This is a genomic window from Oscillospiraceae bacterium, from assembly GCA_015065085.1.
In the GTDB taxonomy this organism is placed as follows: Bacteria; Bacillota; Clostridia; order Oscillospirales; family SIG627; genus SIG627.
In genome coordinates, this window is the sequence record SVQW01000001.1 from 154,669 (window position 1) to 169,909 (window position 15,241).

Consider the following 15,241-nt stretch of genomic DNA (forward strand, 5'->3'; position numbering starts at 1 on the left):
AATGCGTGCTTTCCTCACTATGCTGGGCATAATTATAGGCGTTGCGGCGGTTATAATTATAACAGGGCTCGGCAACGGTATGCAAAACTATATGACAGAGCAGTTTGAGGGAATGGGAACAAGAACTCTCAATATAAATCTTACCGGACGCGGCTCAAACCGTACTGTTTCTGTTGACAGGATGTATGAAATCGCCGAAGAAAACAATGAACTCGTCGCGTACATAAGTCCGAAGGTCAATGTTTCGGGCGCCGTACGTTGCAACAACGAAAATTTGTCAAGCTCTGTTACGGGTGTGGGCGAGGACTATCTTAGTGTTAATGCCTGGACACTTGCTTCGGGCAGATTTTTGCAGTATTTCGATATTTCCGCGCGCAAAAAGGTGTGTGCGGTAGGCTCTTATTACCAATCTGCGGATGTTTTTGACGGTGCTGCACTCGGGAAAACACTTAAAATCAACGGAGAGTTGTACAATATTGTAGGTGTGATTGAGGAAATAGCCGATTCCACCGAAAACAGCACGGATAATATGGTGCTTATACCGTACTCTAACGCTACCAAGTTTTCGAGAAACGCCACCATTTCTTCATATGTTGCCGCAGCCACAAGTGATGACACTGTTATAGAGGCGCAGGAAAAAATCGAGGAAGCTCTTTACGAGGTCTTTCTTAATGATGACTTGTATACCGTTTTTTCCATGACTGAAATACTTGGCATAGTTAATGAAATTATGGATATAGTTGTAGGTATTTTAGCCGGAATCGCAGGAATATCTCTTGCGGTGGGCGGAATAGGCATTATGAACATAATGCTTGTGTCCGTTACCGAAAGAACCCGTGAAATAGGAATCCGAAAGGCGTTGGGCGCCAAGCAACGTGATATAAAGAGCCAGTTTATAATTGAGGCAGGTACCACAAGCGCCATCGGAGGCATACTCGGGATAATTGTGGGAATATCAATTGCCGGCGTCATAGGACCCATGTTTGATATTACTGCTGTTCCTAAGGTGGATTCGGTAATGCTTGCTTTCGGAATTTCAGTTGGTATAGGAATAATATTCGGCTTTTTGCCTGCCAATAAAGCCGCAAAGCTTAATCCTATTGATGCACTCAGACACGATTAGAAAGGAAAAAGTATGAAAAAACTTATTTTACTTTTGCTGTCTTTTTCTCTGATTTTCACTGCCATGGTTCACGCCCGTGAAAACGCTGATATTGACAAGATAACTGATGTTATCCGTCTTCTGGAGATAATGCACGGCGATGAAAACGGAGAACTTAACCTGAGCGACAATGTTACACGTGCGGAGTTTGTAAAGATGGCTATTTGTGCCTCAAGCTACAAAAGTGCTGCCGATACAGCGCCAAAGAATACGCTATTCCCCGATGTGAGAAGTAATCACTGGGCAACTCGCTATGTGGGACTTGCTATTTCAAACGGATGGATCAACGGCTATCTTGACGGCACCTTTCGCCCCGACAACAATGTAAAGCTGGAGGAAGCCGTAAATATCGTACTCAAAATACTCGGCTATACCGAAAAAGAGCTTGTGGGAGCATACCCCACACCGCAGATGTCGAACTACAAATCCCTGAAGCTGGATAAAAATATCAATGCCGTTCAGGGGGAATTTCTCACGCGTGAGGAATGTATGCTCCTTATATATAATATGCTCAATACCGAGAATAAAAACGGTACCATTCATGCGCAGGCTCTCGGATACGCTCTTGATTCCAATGACGAAATAGACTACCTTGCCGTCGTTGAGAAAAATACCGACGGACCTTTGCTTGTCACTGACAAAAACTGGCTTGATATAACCGGCATTGCAGCTGAAAAGGCTGAAATATGGCGTGACGGCAGACAAACATCTTTTGGGGATGTTCAGCAGTATGACGTTGTTTATTATTCGAAACTGATAAATACCGTGTGGGCGTACAGTGATAAGGAGTTCGGTGTGCTTCAGAGCGTTTCTTCCGTGGCTTCTCCCAACACCGTGACGCTTTCCGGTAAAACATATACCCTCGGGAATTCCGATGTGAAATACAAATTCTCTTCTATGGGTACCTTTGCAAAAGATGATATCGTCGTGGTGCTTTTGGGTGATAACGGCCAGGTTGAATATGCTTACGATGCGCACGAAATTGATTACCGCCTGTTTGTCGAGGACGAAACGGACTATGTTCTGCTGACTCAATACTCTCTTGAAGATCCTTTTGTAGTTGAGGATGAATTAAGTTGGAAGGACAACATACCGTTTGATGTGTCGGGTGCAATGATATATAAAAACGGCAATGCTTCAAGTGCTGATAAAATACAGAAATATGATGTAGTCTACTCCTCGAAGCTTATGAATACCGTCTGGTGCTATGACACAAAAAAGAGCGGAATAGTAAACGGAGTTTCTCCCACAAAGTCAGCTCCGTCATCCGTTAATCTTTCGGGCACAAATTACAGCATTGCTTCCGACAGTGTTGCTTTCAGCTTGTCCGAACTTGGTACTGTTTCCGAAGGTGATGTGGTAACGCTGCTTTTGGGCCGCGATAATCTTGTGGAGGGTATTATTACTGCCGATGCCTCTGACAGTTCCATGTATATTCAGGGTGATTTGGACTATCAGCAGATAGTTAACGCATCCATCGAAGGGCCGTACATTGTCAACGGAACAAGCTATAAAGACGAGATCGATTTTGAACTTGACAGCGCTTCAATTTACCGTAACGATGAAGCATCAAATGCCGATGCTATCCGTGAATGGGACGTTTACTACTACTCCAAACCCTTGAAAACCGTGTGGGTTTATTCAAAAAAGGTAAGCGGAAGATATGAAGCAGCTTCTCCCGATAAATCGGCACCAAGCTCTGTTGTGGTCTCGGGCAAGAGTTATTTAATTGAGAACACCTCCGTATCTCATAAGCTTTCGTCAGCAGGCGAATACGCAATTGGTGACAATGTCACACTTCTTCTTGGTAAAAGCGGAGGTATTGCAGGTGTCGTGAGCGCGGACGAGGTTTCCGATGAGGTTATCGGATTTATCACGGATTTCTACACAAAGGACTATACTACCGCTTACGGCGGTACATATACTTCAAATTGTATATCCGTAACCGACTTTGACGGCAATACTATGGAATTCCCTACAACGCTTTCTTATACTTCCAAGGGTAAGATGGTATCCGTGAAGGTGACATCCTCTGGTACAAAAATATCCGTTATTGCCAAGACCTATACTTCTGTAAAAGACCTTGAAAAAGCCATGGCGGAGAATAAGTATGCCGACGGTGCAAAGGTGGCTGATAAGTGCGGCTCGGCAGTTATTCCCGTTTACACCGAAAGACTTGCCGGCTGTAAGGTGACATCGGATGATGTTATTTACTATAAGCTTAACGCCGAGGGTGAGATAGAAATACTGCTTCTGAATGATTATACCGGTGACAGTCATACATATGTTATAATGGAAAAGGCAATCGAAACCGTTACAAACCGCGGTGTCACGGGAACCTATGAATACGTTGGTCCGGACGGTACAAAACGTCTTATCACTGACACTGTTTTCGGCATTGAGAGCGGAATTGCATCAATAGAAAATGACGGTGCATATGTCACCGATATGCGCAATCTCAAAATCGGTGTGAACCTTGATGCCGTAGGACAACTCACGGCTCTTTCTGACGGATTGACCTATGCTGTGTGGGATAAAGTTGCGATATACGAATACAAGGATGCCGATTACCGTGCAATAACGGTTTCTGATATTGAGAACAGTGATGATTACGCTCTTATCGGATGGCTTGATAAACGTCCCGACCGTGGCGGTCTTATAAGAATTATTATAGCAACTCCTCTTGCAAAATAAAACTAAAACAAAACACCGTGCCATGGCATGGTGTTTTGCAGTTTTTTTGCATATTTAATAGAATGTATTGACAAAAATATTTAAAAGATATATAATGCACTTAAAGTTATTTTTGGAGGTATACCATGTTTATAGATATTCATTCTCATTGTTATCGTAAACCCCATCATTTTCCCTGTATTCCTTCTTTTTCAACACCGGAAGAGCTAATCAAGGAGTACGATGCCCTCGGTATTGATAAGGCCGTTCTTATGCCGGTGGTTAATAACGAGATATACTTGCCTCAGAGCAATGAAGAAATACTGGAAATATGCGCAGAATATCCCGACAGATTTATACCTTTCTGCAATCTTGACCCACGCGCCCTCACCAACAGCCCCGATGCACCGCTTGATGTAGTGCTGCAATACTATAAGGATAACGGCTGTAAGGGAGTGGGCGAGGTAATGCCCAATATGGAACTTATGGATCCGATGGTTCAGAACCTTTTTGCATGTGCTGAAAAGGTCGGACTTCCCATTACATACGATGGCTCGGATCAAAAGACTAATGACTTCGGTCTTTATGATGACCCCGGACTTCCTCAGCTTGAACACACACTTCAGCGCTATCCAAAGCTTAAAATATTTGGTCACGGTCCTGTTTTCTGGGCTGAAATCGCCCGTCTTGAAACTCCCGGTGAACGTGCATATGTGTGGACACGCAGCGGTGATATGGTAGGTAAACTTAATCGCGGAAAGATAAAAGAAGAGGGTGTAGTACCCAAACTTCTCCGCCGTTATCCCAATCTCCTTTGCGACCTTTCGGACGGCACCTGCTATAACGCCCTTACCAGAGATGAGGAGTTTACCTTCAAATTCATAGAAGAGTTTGCTGACAGAATGTTCTTCGGAACCGATATGTGCTTCCCCGGAATGAATGCGCCTCTTGCCAATACTTTGCGCACCTGGTATAAAGACGGCAAGATCTCCAAGGACAGCTTTGACAAAATTACTCACAAAAATGCAATCGAACTTTTGGAACTGTAATAAATAGCCTTCAAAAGCCTCATTATACTCCGGTATAATGAGGCTTTGTGTTGACAAAACAAATATAATGTTGTAAAATGTACGTATACATTTTTTCGGATTGGAATACATATATGGTACTGATTGAATTTTTTGATAAAGAGCCCATGAATAATATGATAGGCTGTCTCAGCCTTCGCCCTCAAAAGGTATATTTTGTGGGCGGAGATGCAAGAAGAATAAAAAAACAGCTTCCTAAATATTCTGAATTTTTGTCACGGCGCGGCATTGATACACAGTTTTATGTAAAATGCGCAGCCAAGAATAATATGGGTGCAATGCTTTCTGTTCTTGAAAAGATAGTTGAAGCTGAACAGGAATGCTGTTTTGACCTTACGGGAGGCGGCGACGTTGCGCTTGTTGCAGTAGGTGTTATATACGAAAGATACCGTGACAGCAGAGATTTGACCTTGCACAGGTATAATATCAGCACTCACAGCGTAGGGCTGTTTGAAACAGATGACGGCGAAATACCACAGTTAAACACTTCCATGCCGAGCATTACCATCGAAGAAAGTGTTTCGCTTCACGGTGGTGCAGTATGTATGGCGCAGGAAAACGGCAGACGATGCGACGGATGGGATTTTAACGATGAATTTATCTGTGATGTGGACACTTTGTGGAATATTTCCAAAAAGTCACCCTCGTCATGGAATTCGGCAGTGGGGGCTCTGTCGGCACTGGAGGCGGCAAAATTGCCGAAAAGCTCAAACGGCTTGATAAAAGCGGACGTTACTATAAATAAAAGCGCCTCGCAGGCAGTTTCGTTGCTGGAGGCTTTGGCTGAATATGGTTTGATACACGAATTTGAAAAAGACGGTACCACTGTCTCTTACCGCTACAAGAACAGTCAAATTAAAAAATGCCTTTCAAAAGCGGGAAATGTTCTGGAACTGAAAACACTTATTTTGGCGCGCCGCCTGAAAAATTCCGACGGCAGCAACTATTATACAGATTCCGCCATGCAGGTGTGCATTGATTGGGATGGCAATGTAAACCAATCCGGGGACGGCAAACGTGATACGGAAAACGAAATTGATGTGGTATTCATGAAAAACCTTGTACCTGTTTTTGTTTCCTGCAAAAACGGCTCGGTGGGTGATGATGAGCTTTATAAGCTTAATACCGTAGCTCTCCGATTCGGAGGCTCATATGTCAAAAAGGTGCTTGTGGCTACGCATCTGGGCAAACAGGGTGAGGCAGCAAAGTATTTCCGTCAGCGTGCACAGGATATGAATATATGCCTTATTGATAACGTCCACCTTATAAAGGAAGAAAACTTTGAACAAAAACTTATGAATATTGTGATGTGAAAAATGTGCTGAACACAAGTTCAGCACATTTTCGGACTGTCGAGAAAGTCGTGATACCGCGACTTAAAAAAATTACATTTCAAAAAGACGAAAATAAATCGAAAAATAATTTAACAGCAGGTGATGCATCGAATATCACCTGCTGTTTGTCGCTTTTTGTCGCTTCAAGCCCTATCGTACCTTTGTACGCCGACGGGCTTTAATCGGCAAAATATCCCTGACTTTTCGAAAGTCTCACAGTGTGCCGATAGGGTTATCGACACACTGAAATGTGCTGAACACAAGTTCAGCACATTTTAACTCATATTATTCAGCGTCTTCGTCGGAATCTTCGGGAATTTCCGCGTTTTCTTCAGTTTCTTCCTGAATAGAGTAGCTTACTTCGTCGTCGTCGAATTCTTCAAATCCGTCATAAGACGAGCAATCACAGCAATTTTCGTTATCGCAGTCGTAGCAGGCATCCATTGCGTCCATGTGGCGCTTGTTTTCTGCTTCGAGATATTCCATATAAAGAATCCACAGACCTGCAAGACCGCCTATCAGACCTACCGTAAGAAAGGTACCCGCAAGCTGTTTCTTGTTCTTGTTCATGAAGGACAGGAAAAGTACAAACATGGTTACGGATTGAACAACAAGTGAAATGCCGACAATCATTCTGGGTTTACGCATAACAATTCTCCTTTATATATAAATTATTTTTTGTTTATTATCTGAATTATGCCTGCGCTTTATACTTAAGAAAGGCATTCATAAATTCATCCAATTCTCCGTCCATGACAGCAGAAATATCGCCTGTTTCATAGCCGGTGCGGTTGTCTTTTGCGAGAGTGTAGGGCATAAATACGTAAGAACGTATCTGTGAACCCCACTCAATATTGTTCTTAATTCCTTTGATATCCTCAATTTTTTCAAGGTGCTCACGTTCTTTGATTTCGAGAAGCTTGCTCTTAAGCATTTTAAGTGCGACTTCACGGTTCTGAACCTGGCTTCGCTCGTTTTGGCATCCGACAACAATTCCGGTTGGAATATGTGTAATACGTATAGCAGAGTCGGTTTTGTTTACGTGCTGTCCGCCGGCACCGCTGGCACGATGGGCTTCCACTTTTATTTCTTCTTCTTTGATTTCGATTTTTATTTCATCATTGAACTCGGGCGCCACCTCTACCGAAGCGAATGAGGTATGTCGTCTTCCCGAAGAGTCGAATGGGGAGACACGGACAAGTCTGTGTACACCGTTTTCGCTCTTTGCATATCCGTAAGCGTATAATCCTTCAACAAGGAAAGTAACACTCTTTATGCCGGCTTCGTCGCCGTCCAGATAGTCAAGTACCTTGACCTTGAAGCCTCTTTTTTCGGCCCAGCGGGAATACATTCTGTAAAGCATCTGCGCCCAGTCCTGAGCTTCTGTTCCGCCGGCACCGGGGTGTATGGCGATGATGGCATTGTTTCGGTCATATTCACCCGAGAGGAGTATGCGTGTTTTTTGCTCGTCATAGCCTTTTTCTATTCTGCGTATATCATTGAGGATATCTTCCGCAAGTGCTTCGTCATCCTCTTCACAGGCAAGCGCCAACATTTCGCAGGTGTCGTTAAATAAAAGCTTGAGCTGCTTGAAGCTTTCCAGTCTGTCCTTTTCGGCTTTCAATTCAACCAGAGTCTTTTGAGATGCCTGTGGGTCATCCCAAAAGCCTTCGGACTGCACTTTTGCTTCCAGAGAGTCCACTTTTTCGGTCAGTGCGTTTATGTCCAGCGAAATCTCAAGCTCGTCTATTTTTGTTTTAAGTTCATCGAGTGTCTGCTTGGATTGTTCAAGAATAAGTATCAATGAGGTGCTCCTTACAATTAAAAATTTCCTTATACATATTATATACTATTTTTTCAAGAATGTAAAGACAAATTTATATAATTTTTCAAAAAATTTCTTTTATGTTTCTTTAGACGCTTAATTGTGCATCTGAATTCTGTGAAAAACGGATGATTTGTAAATATTATCTAAAAAAAAGATGTATTTTTAGATAAGTGTACAAACTATATTTAGTTATCAAAAAGCTATTGACAACTAGATGTAGTATGTGATATAATATTTTTACTTTCAAAAATGTTATCGGAGGATTTATATAAATGATACAGCAAATTAAAAAAAGAAACGGCGATGTTGTTGATTTCGACCCGTTAAAAATCAGAGCCGCCATAAGTAAAGCCAATAAAGCAGGCGGGGAAAACGAAATTTCCGACGAGACCCTTGACTGTATAACCAGACAGGTGGTTTCTGATATACCTAAGGACAGCGTTCCCACTGTGGAAGAAATACAAGATATAGTAGAGTCTACTCTTATTTCTTCGGGTTACGCGAAAACCGCAAAGGCGTATATTCTCTACCGTGCCGAGCACACCAAAATACGTCAGACCGAAAGTGACCTGATGGATATATTTAAGGAGCTTACCTTTTCCAGCGCAGCCGATGCGGATATCAAGCGTGAAAACGCCAATATTGATGCCGACACCGCTATGGGTACCATGCTCAAGTACGGCTCTGAGGGTGCTAAGTATTTTGTTGATAATTACATTCTTCCCAAGGATGTTGCCTCGGCTCATATGAACGGTGATATACATATCCACGACAAGGATTTTTATATGCTCACCGAAACCTGTTGCCAGATAAACCTTCTTGAGCTTTTTAAAAACGGATTTTCCACGGGACATGGATATCTGCGTGAGCCCAACGGAATAGGAAGCTATTCCGCACTGGCTTGTATAGCTATCCAGGCAAACCAGAACGAAATGCACGGCGGTCAGGGTATTCCCAATTTTGACTACTGCATGGCTCCCGGCGTTGCCAAGACATTCCGTAAAGAATACTTTAAATCTCTTGTAAAGTATATGTCTTTTAACCTTGGAAAAACAGCCGAGGAAGCACTCAAGATAATTGACAAAATCAAGCCTCAGATAAGTGAGTCGGTCGGAATCGGAAAGAAAGATGAAACACTTTCCGCACTCAATGCGGCGTTCTCCGGCTCATCGCTCAAACCCGCCGAAATTAAGGAAATGCATGAAAAAGCATTTGAAATGGCGTATTCCGATACCGAAAATCAGACATATCAGGCAATGGAGGCCTTCATTCATAACCTCAACACCATGAATTCCCGCGCAGGTGCACAGGTTCCTTTCAGCTCGGTGAACTACGGAACCGATACCTCTCCCGAGGCGAGAATGGTAATCAAGAATCTGCTTCTTGCCACCGATGAGGGCTTGGGAAATGGCGAAACTCCTATTTTCCCCGTACAGATTTTCAAGGTTAAGGAAGGCATCAACTACAACGAGGGCGATGTAAACTATGACCTCTACAAGCTGGCAATAAAGACATCTGCAAAGCGTCTTTTCCCCAACTTCAGCTTTATGGATGCTCCCTTTAATATGGAATACTATAAAGAGGGCGACTATAACACCGAGGTTGCGTACATGGGTTGCCGTACACGTGTAATGGGCAACGTTCATGACCCTGACAGACAGGTTACCTGCGGACGAGGAAACCTCAGCTTTACCTCTATAAACCTTCCCAGAATCGCTATCGAATCCAAGGGCGATCTTGCAAAATTCTATACTATACTTGATAAGCGTATAGACCTGGTTATCCGTCAGCTTATTAACCGTCTGCAGATTCAGTCCTCCAAAACTGTCAGAAACTATCCGTTCCTTATGGGACAGGGCGTGTGGATTGATTCAGAAAAGCTCGGCCCGGATGACAGTGTTGCAGAGGTACTTAAGCACGGTACTCTCAGCATGGGCTTTATAGGACTTGCCGAAACACTTAAGGTTCTCACCGGCTCTCATCACGGCGAAAGCGAAGCCTCCCAGAAGCTGGGTCTTGAGATAATCGGCTATATGAGACGCCGAATGGATAACGAATCCAAGAATCGCGGACTTAACTTTTCACTTCTTGCAACCCCCGCAGAGGGCCTCAGCGGACGATTTGTACGTATTGATAAAAAGCGATTCGGTATAATTCCCGGCGTTACCGACCGCGAATATTATACAAACTCTTTCCATATTCCCGTATATTTCCCTATCACTGCTTTCAAAAAAATCCAGCTTGAAGCACCTTACCATGCACTTACCAATGCCGGACACATCAGCTATGTTGAATTGGATGGTGACACCTGCAAAAACCCCGAAGCTTTCGAATCGGTTATCCGCTGCATGAAGGAAAGCGGAATCGGCTACGGCTCGGTTAACCACCCTGTTGACCGCGACCCTGTTTGCGGCTACACCGGTGTTATTGATGATGTCTGCCCCCGTTGCGGAAGACGCGAAGGCGAGGAACTTACCCCTGCAAAATACAAAGAACTCAGAAAACTTTATCCCAATATGCCTAATTTGGCAGGACAATACATACAAGGAGAAGAATAATATGAATACAACAGAAAAGAATGCACTCGGAAAAGGAATAAAATTCGAAAGAATCCGCCGTATCACAGGCTATCTTGTTGGTACAACAGACCGTTTTAATGATGCGAAACGCGCAGAAGAGCGTGACCGTGTCCGTCATAGTCTGAGCACAAAATAAGCCATGTCGGAACTTATGCTTTGCGGTATCGAATCGGAAAGTATAGTGGACGGCCCGGGCTTCAGATACGTTATATTCACTCAGGGCTGTCCACACAATTGTAAAGGTTGTCACAATCCGCAAACCCACCCTTTTGAGGGTGGGTTTAAAGCGGATATAGACCTGATACTTTCCGCTTTTGACGAAAATCCGCTTCTTTGCGGTATAACCTTTTCGGGTGGTGAACCGTTTTGTCAGGCGTCGGAACTTTTGCCGCTGGCGCGTGCGGTAAGGGCTAAAAATAAAGGCGTTATGTCTTACAGTGGTTATACACTGGAGGAACTTTTAAAACTTTCGGAAGAGAATCCCGATATAATGGAACTTTTGAAGCTGTGCGACTTGCTTGTCGACGGAAGATATGTTGAAGAACAACGCGACCTCACTTTGCGCTTCCGCGGCAGCCGCAATCAACGTGTTATTAACATGGGAGAATATTTTAAAACAGGAGAAATAAAACTGTATGAGTAGATATGAAGTATCGGAAAATGTTGAATTTTCCCCCGATCTCAGCCATGAAAATATATTGCTGAACAGAAAAAAGCTTTTGTCATTTGACCCCAATGCGGATTATCAGGTATGGAAAAATGCTGTCCGCGAGCGTCTTGATGATTTGCTCGGAGATATGCCTGAGAAGGTAGACCTCAAGGTGGAAGTGGAATGGGAAAAGGAAGAAGAAACATTTATTGAGCGTCGCTTTACTTTTTATTCTGAGTACCGCACACTGGTTCCTTGCCATCTGCTTATCCCCAAGACAGGCAAAGGCAAGTATCCTATGGTAATTTGTTTGCAGGGACACTCCAGTGGTATGCATATTTCGCTTGGCAGACCTAAATATGAAGGAGACGCGGCGCTTGTTGCCGACGGAGACAGAGATTTTGCGCCTCAGATAGTAAAAGAGGGCTATGCGGCTCTTGTTGTAGAACAGCGCGGCTTCGGTGAACGCCGTACACCTAAGCATCATGGTGATAATAACACTACATGTGCCCATCCGTCCATGGTTGCACTGCTTTTGGGCAGAACTATGGCAAGAGAGCGCGGATGGGATATTTCCCGTGCTATCGATGCGGTAGGGGAGACCTTCAAGGATATCGACATGGATAAAATTGCTCTTATGGGCAACTCCGGCGGCGGAACGGCAACATATTATACTGCTTGTTTTGAACCGCGTATAAAGGTCGTAATGCCATCATGTGCGGTCTGCTCGTTTGATACATCTATAGGCACACTTCGCCACTGTGACTGTAATTACATTCCCAGAATGGCAAAATACTTTGATATGGGTGAAATAGCATGCCTTATTGCACCACGTCCGCTCATTGTTGTCGCCGGTGCGAAGGACCACGGCTTCTTGTATCCCGGGGTAGAGAAGGTATACGATGTGATAAAGCAGATATACGAAAAAGAAGGAGCCCCCGAAAATTGTCAGCTTATCACCGGAGATGCAGGACACCGTTTCTATGCTGATATTTCATGGCCTGTGTTCAGAAAATATTTTGTAGGCGAGTAATACGCTTTTTCAATATTATAAAACAAAGTCACCGAGCAATCGGTGACTTTATTTGTTACTTATTACTTGTCAGTGGAGTTGATTACAGTGATTTTTATATCTCCCGTATCTGTGTATATCCTTTATAAAAACAGACTTGCCAAATGACAAGTCTGTTTTTTCAGCACCCCCAACAGGAATCGAACCTGTAACTAACCCTTAGGAGGGGTTTATTATATCCATTTAACTATGGAGGCGTGTGGCGGTTTGCACCGCCATTATTTTAATATATTTTTGACATGTTGTCAATAGAAAAAATCAAAAATTAAAAAATTCTCTTTCCTTCGAAAGTCGTGAAAAGTTGCCGTGACCGGGATAAATCCTGTAATCACCTTCCAGCGAAAACAGCTTTTTCAGCGAATTACTGAGTATCTTTTCGCTACCGCCGTGTAAATCGGTGCGACCTACATCGCCGGCAAAAAGAGTATCACCTGTAAACATACTTTCTTCTGCAACAAAGGTACAAGAGCCTTTTGTGTGCCCGGGAGTGTGAATGACTTTAAAACTCATGTTACCGCAGTTGATTGTATCACCGTCATTCAGAAAAATATCCGCGTTTCCGCATGTAAAATTGCTTCCTGCAAACTGCATTGCGTAGCTTAACATGGGGTCGACAAGCATTTCATTGTCGTAAGCATGAATTGCGATTTTGGCACCTGTCTTTTCCTTCAGCACTTTACATGCCATAATGTGGTCAAAATGCCCGTGAGTAAGCAGAATATATTCAAGTGTCAGATTTCTTTCGGCAATTTTGCGGTAAATTCCTTCACCATCACAGCCCGGGTCAATAACAACACATTTTGAGGTCTCGGGGTCAACACATATGAAAGCGTTTGTACGGACCGATCCCAGAATAAAAGTCAGTATCTTCATTTTGTCATTTTTGCGCGTATCTTTGCACGCTGTTCGTTGTTGAGGATTTTTTTGCGAAGTCTGAGCGAGGTGGGAGTTACCTCCAGAAGTTCGTCATCTGCGATGAATTCAAGGCATTTTTCCAGCGACATTTGACGTGGAGGAACCAATCTGAGAGCTTCGTCGGCGCCTGTTGAACGTATGGCGGTAAGATGCTTCTTTTTGCACGGGTTGACAACCAGATCGCTGCTTTCGCTGTTTTCACCGATTATCATTCCCTCATATACATCCACTGAAACACCTATGAACATAGTTCCTCTGTCTTGCGCATTGAACAGACCGTAGGAAGTGGTGCATCCATCCTCCCATGCCACAAGAGAGCCGCGGGTTCTGTCATTTATAACGCCCTTCATCGGGTAATAATCTTCAAACATGGTATTGACTATGGCATTACCCTTTGTGAGGGTCATAAGCTCACTTCTGCAGCCTATAAGTCCACGTGAGGGGATAAGGAACTCGATACGTGTGAAGCCTGTGGAAATAGGGGTCATATTGGTCATGTCGCCTTTTCTTGCGGCTACATTTTCAATAACCGTACCGCTGTATTCGTCGGGTACATCTATAAACAGCTTTTCATAAGGCTCGCAAAGCTGACCGTCAATTTCTTTGGTAATAACGGTAGGCTTGGAAACCTGGAATTCATATCCCTGGCGACGCATGTTTTCAATAAGCACCGAAAGATGAAGCTCACCGCGTCCCGAAACCTTGAAGGTATCTGTGTTGTCGGTTTCTTCAACCTTTAGACTTATATTGGACTCCAGCTCTCGCATCAGTCTTTCACGCAGATGACGAGTTGTAACGAAAGTACCGTCTTTTCCGGCGAATGGACTGTTGTTTACAAGAAAGTTCATGCTGAGTACCGGTTGTTCGATTTCAACAAACGGGAGCGCTTCGGGATTTTCCGCGTCGCATACCGTTTCGCCGATGTTTATGTCGGGTATGCCCGTCATGCACACAATATCACCGGCAGATGCCTGAGTGACCTGTGTGCGCTTGAGACCGTCAAACATATAAAGACCGCCGATTTTGGTCTTGTCAATGCGTCCGTCTGTACGGCATACCGATACAAATGTTTTTTCGTTAATATGTCCTCTTGTTATTCTGCCCACCGCAATACGACCCGTATATTCATTGAAATCAATATTTGAAACAATCATCTGGAAGGGCTGATCGGGGTCGCCCGCCGGATAGGGGATTTTGTCTACGATAAGGTCAAAAAGAAGTCTGAGGTCATCATTTTGCTTTTCAGGCGTGAGACTTGCCCAGCCGTCGCGTCCCGAAGCATATACAACGGGAGAATCAATTTGCTCATCGTTTGCATCCAGCTCAATGAAAAGCTCAAGAACCTCGTCCAGCACTTCACTGGGACGTGCGTTGGGACGGTCTATTTTGTTAACGACTATAATAGGAACAAGCCCCAGGCTTAAAGCTTTTTTGAGCACTGTTCTTGTCTGAGGCATACAGCCCTCAAACGCATCTACCAGAAGAAGAACACCGTCTACCATTGAAAGACTGCGTTCAACCTCTCCGCCAAAGTCAGCATGGCCGGGAGTGTCAACTATATTGATACGGTAATCCTTGTAGGCAAGAGAAGTGTTTTTTGCAAGAATGGTTATTCCACGCTCTTTTTCAAGATCGTTGGAGTCCATTATTCTCTCCGCAACCTGCTCGTTTTCACGGAAGGTACCTGTTTGCTTGAGCATGGCATCAACCAGTGTTGTTTTGCCATGGTCAACGTGAGCGATTATGGCGATATTTCTTATGTTTTCCTGTTTCATTAATTCATTCCGCCTTTCGAATTTTACAACCATTTATTATACCACAAAACGCATGGAATTGCAAGAGTAAGTGGCAAAAAAATAACAATTAACAGTATATTTACAAATATGCATTGAATAACAAGTCGTAATTGATATAATTACAGTAAAATATAAAACAAAAGGA

Annotated in this window: 12 protein-coding genes and 1 tRNA gene; 8 read left to right on the forward strand and 5 right to left on the reverse strand. The window is 43.7% G+C overall.

Annotated features, from left to right (window positions below; genetic code table 11):
- Position 1 precedes the first annotated feature (1 nt).
- The 4 genes from E7588_00775 to E7588_00790 all read left to right on the forward strand — a co-directional run bounded on the left by E7588_00775 (position 2) and on the right by E7588_00790 (position 6,236).
- The gene (locus E7588_00775) at positions 2-1,123 is read left to right on the forward strand and encodes an FtsX-like permease family protein (GenBank protein ID MBE6687792.1); all 1,122 of its coding nucleotides are present in this window, start codon (positions 2-4) and stop codon (positions 1,121-1,123) included.
- Between the two features lie 12 nt (positions 1,124-1,135).
- The gene (locus tag E7588_00780) at positions 1,136-3,856 is read left to right on the forward strand and encodes an S-layer homology domain-containing protein (GenBank protein ID MBE6687793.1); all 2,721 of its coding nucleotides are present in this window, start codon (positions 1,136-1,138) and stop codon (positions 3,854-3,856) included.
- Positions 3,857-3,981: 125 nt separating this feature from the next.
- Positions 3,982-4,884, forward strand: coding sequence for a hypothetical protein (locus E7588_00785; GenBank protein MBE6687794.1), 903 nt, complete (start codon positions 3,982-3,984; stop codon positions 4,882-4,884).
- Between the two features lie 77 nt (positions 4,885-4,961).
- The gene (locus E7588_00790; GenBank protein ID MBE6687795.1) at positions 4,962-6,236 is read left to right on the forward strand and encodes a DUF1887 family protein; all 1,275 of its coding nucleotides are present in this window, start codon (positions 4,962-4,964) and stop codon (positions 6,234-6,236) included.
- 306 nt (positions 6,237-6,542) lie between these two features.
- Here E7588_00790 and E7588_00795 read toward each other — a convergent pair whose 3' ends face one another.
- Together E7588_00795 and E7588_00800 are read right to left on the reverse strand one after the other, a co-directional pair.
- Positions 6,543-6,905: a hypothetical protein gene (locus tag E7588_00795; GenBank protein MBE6687796.1), complete on the reverse strand. Its 363-nt coding sequence runs from the start codon at positions 6,903-6,905 to the stop codon at positions 6,543-6,545.
- 46 nt (positions 6,906-6,951) lie between these two features.
- Positions 6,952-8,058, reverse strand: a complete 1,107-nt coding sequence (locus tag E7588_00800; protein MBE6687797.1) for a peptide chain release factor 2 — start codon at positions 8,056-8,058, stop codon at positions 6,952-6,954.
- 299 nt (positions 8,059-8,357) lie between these two features.
- Here E7588_00800 and E7588_00805 point away from each other — a divergent pair, with 299 nt between their 5' ends.
- From E7588_00805 to E7588_00820, 4 genes are read left to right on the forward strand one after another with little or no spacing between them, the layout of a single operon-like run.
- A complete protein-coding gene (locus E7588_00805) occupies positions 8,358-10,643 on the forward strand; it encodes an anaerobic ribonucleoside triphosphate reductase (GenBank protein ID MBE6687798.1) in 2,286 nt (761 codons plus the stop codon).
- A 1-nt stretch (position 10,644) separates the two neighbouring features.
- Complete coding sequence (locus E7588_00810; protein ID MBE6687799.1) at positions 10,645-10,800, forward strand: ribonucleoside-triphosphate reductase; 156 nt, start codon at positions 10,645-10,647, stop codon at positions 10,798-10,800.
- Positions 10,801-10,803: 3 nt separating this feature from the next.
- Positions 10,804-11,307 (forward strand): anaerobic ribonucleoside-triphosphate reductase activating protein, encoded by a 504-nt coding sequence (gene nrdG / locus E7588_00815; GenBank protein MBE6687800.1) that lies wholly within the window; start codon positions 10,804-10,806, stop codon positions 11,305-11,307.
- Positions 11,300-12,346: a hypothetical protein gene (locus E7588_00820; protein MBE6687801.1), complete on the forward strand. Its 1,047-nt coding sequence runs from the start codon at positions 11,300-11,302 to the stop codon at positions 12,344-12,346. The genes nrdG and E7588_00820 overlap by 8 nt, the downstream gene beginning before the upstream one ends.
- Positions 12,347-12,510: 164 nt before the next feature.
- On the opposite strand, the gene E7588_00825 is transcribed toward E7588_00820, so the two are convergent.
- The 3 genes from E7588_00825 to typA all read right to left on the reverse strand — a co-directional run bounded on the left by E7588_00825 (position 12,511) and on the right by typA (position 15,075).
- Positions 12,511-12,582: transfer RNA gene (locus E7588_00825), tRNA-Arg, on the reverse strand.
- Positions 12,583-12,643: 61 nt separating this feature from the next.
- A complete protein-coding gene (locus E7588_00830) occupies positions 12,644-13,258 on the reverse strand; it encodes an MBL fold metallo-hydrolase (protein ID MBE6687802.1) in 615 nt (204 codons plus the stop codon).
- Positions 13,255-15,075, reverse strand: coding sequence for a translational GTPase TypA (gene typA, locus E7588_00835; GenBank protein ID MBE6687803.1), 1,821 nt, complete (start codon positions 15,073-15,075; stop codon positions 13,255-13,257). Before typA ends, E7588_00830 begins: the two co-directional genes overlap by 4 nt.
- Positions 15,076-15,241: the final 166 nt, after the last annotated feature.

Excerpts from the sequence above, each read along its gene's own strand:
- E7588_00780 (MBE6687793.1), top strand. The coding sequence starts at position 1,136 with ATGAAAAAACTTATTTTACTTTTGCTGTCTTTTTCTCTGATTTTCACT.
- E7588_00795 (MBE6687796.1), bottom strand. The coding sequence starts at position 6,905 with ATGCGTAAACCCAGAATGATTGTCGGCATTTCACTTGTTGTTCAATCC.
- E7588_00805 (MBE6687798.1), top strand. The coding sequence starts at position 8,358 with ATGATACAGCAAATTAAAAAAAGAAACGGCGATGTTGTTGATTTCGAC.
- E7588_00785 (MBE6687794.1), top strand. The coding sequence starts at position 3,982 with ATGTTTATAGATATTCATTCTCATTGTTATCGTAAACCCCATCATTTT.
- nrdG (MBE6687800.1), top strand. The coding sequence starts at position 10,804 with ATGTCGGAACTTATGCTTTGCGGTATCGAATCGGAAAGTATAGTGGAC.
- E7588_00820 (MBE6687801.1), top strand. The coding sequence starts at position 11,300 with ATGAGTAGATATGAAGTATCGGAAAATGTTGAATTTTCCCCCGATCTC.
- E7588_00810 (MBE6687799.1), top strand. The coding sequence starts at position 10,645 with ATGAATACAACAGAAAAGAATGCACTCGGAAAAGGAATAAAATTCGAA.
- E7588_00790 (MBE6687795.1), top strand. The coding sequence starts at position 4,962 with ATGTACGTATACATTTTTTCGGATTGGAATACATATATGGTACTGATT.
- E7588_00830 (MBE6687802.1), bottom strand. The coding sequence starts at position 13,258 with ATGAAGATACTGACTTTTATTCTGGGATCGGTCCGTACAAACGCTTTC.
- E7588_00775 (MBE6687792.1), top strand. The coding sequence starts at position 2 with ATGCGTGCTTTCCTCACTATGCTGGGCATAATTATAGGCGTTGCGGCG.
- typA (MBE6687803.1), bottom strand. The coding sequence starts at position 15,075 with ATGAAACAGGAAAACATAAGAAATATCGCCATAATCGCTCACGTTGAC.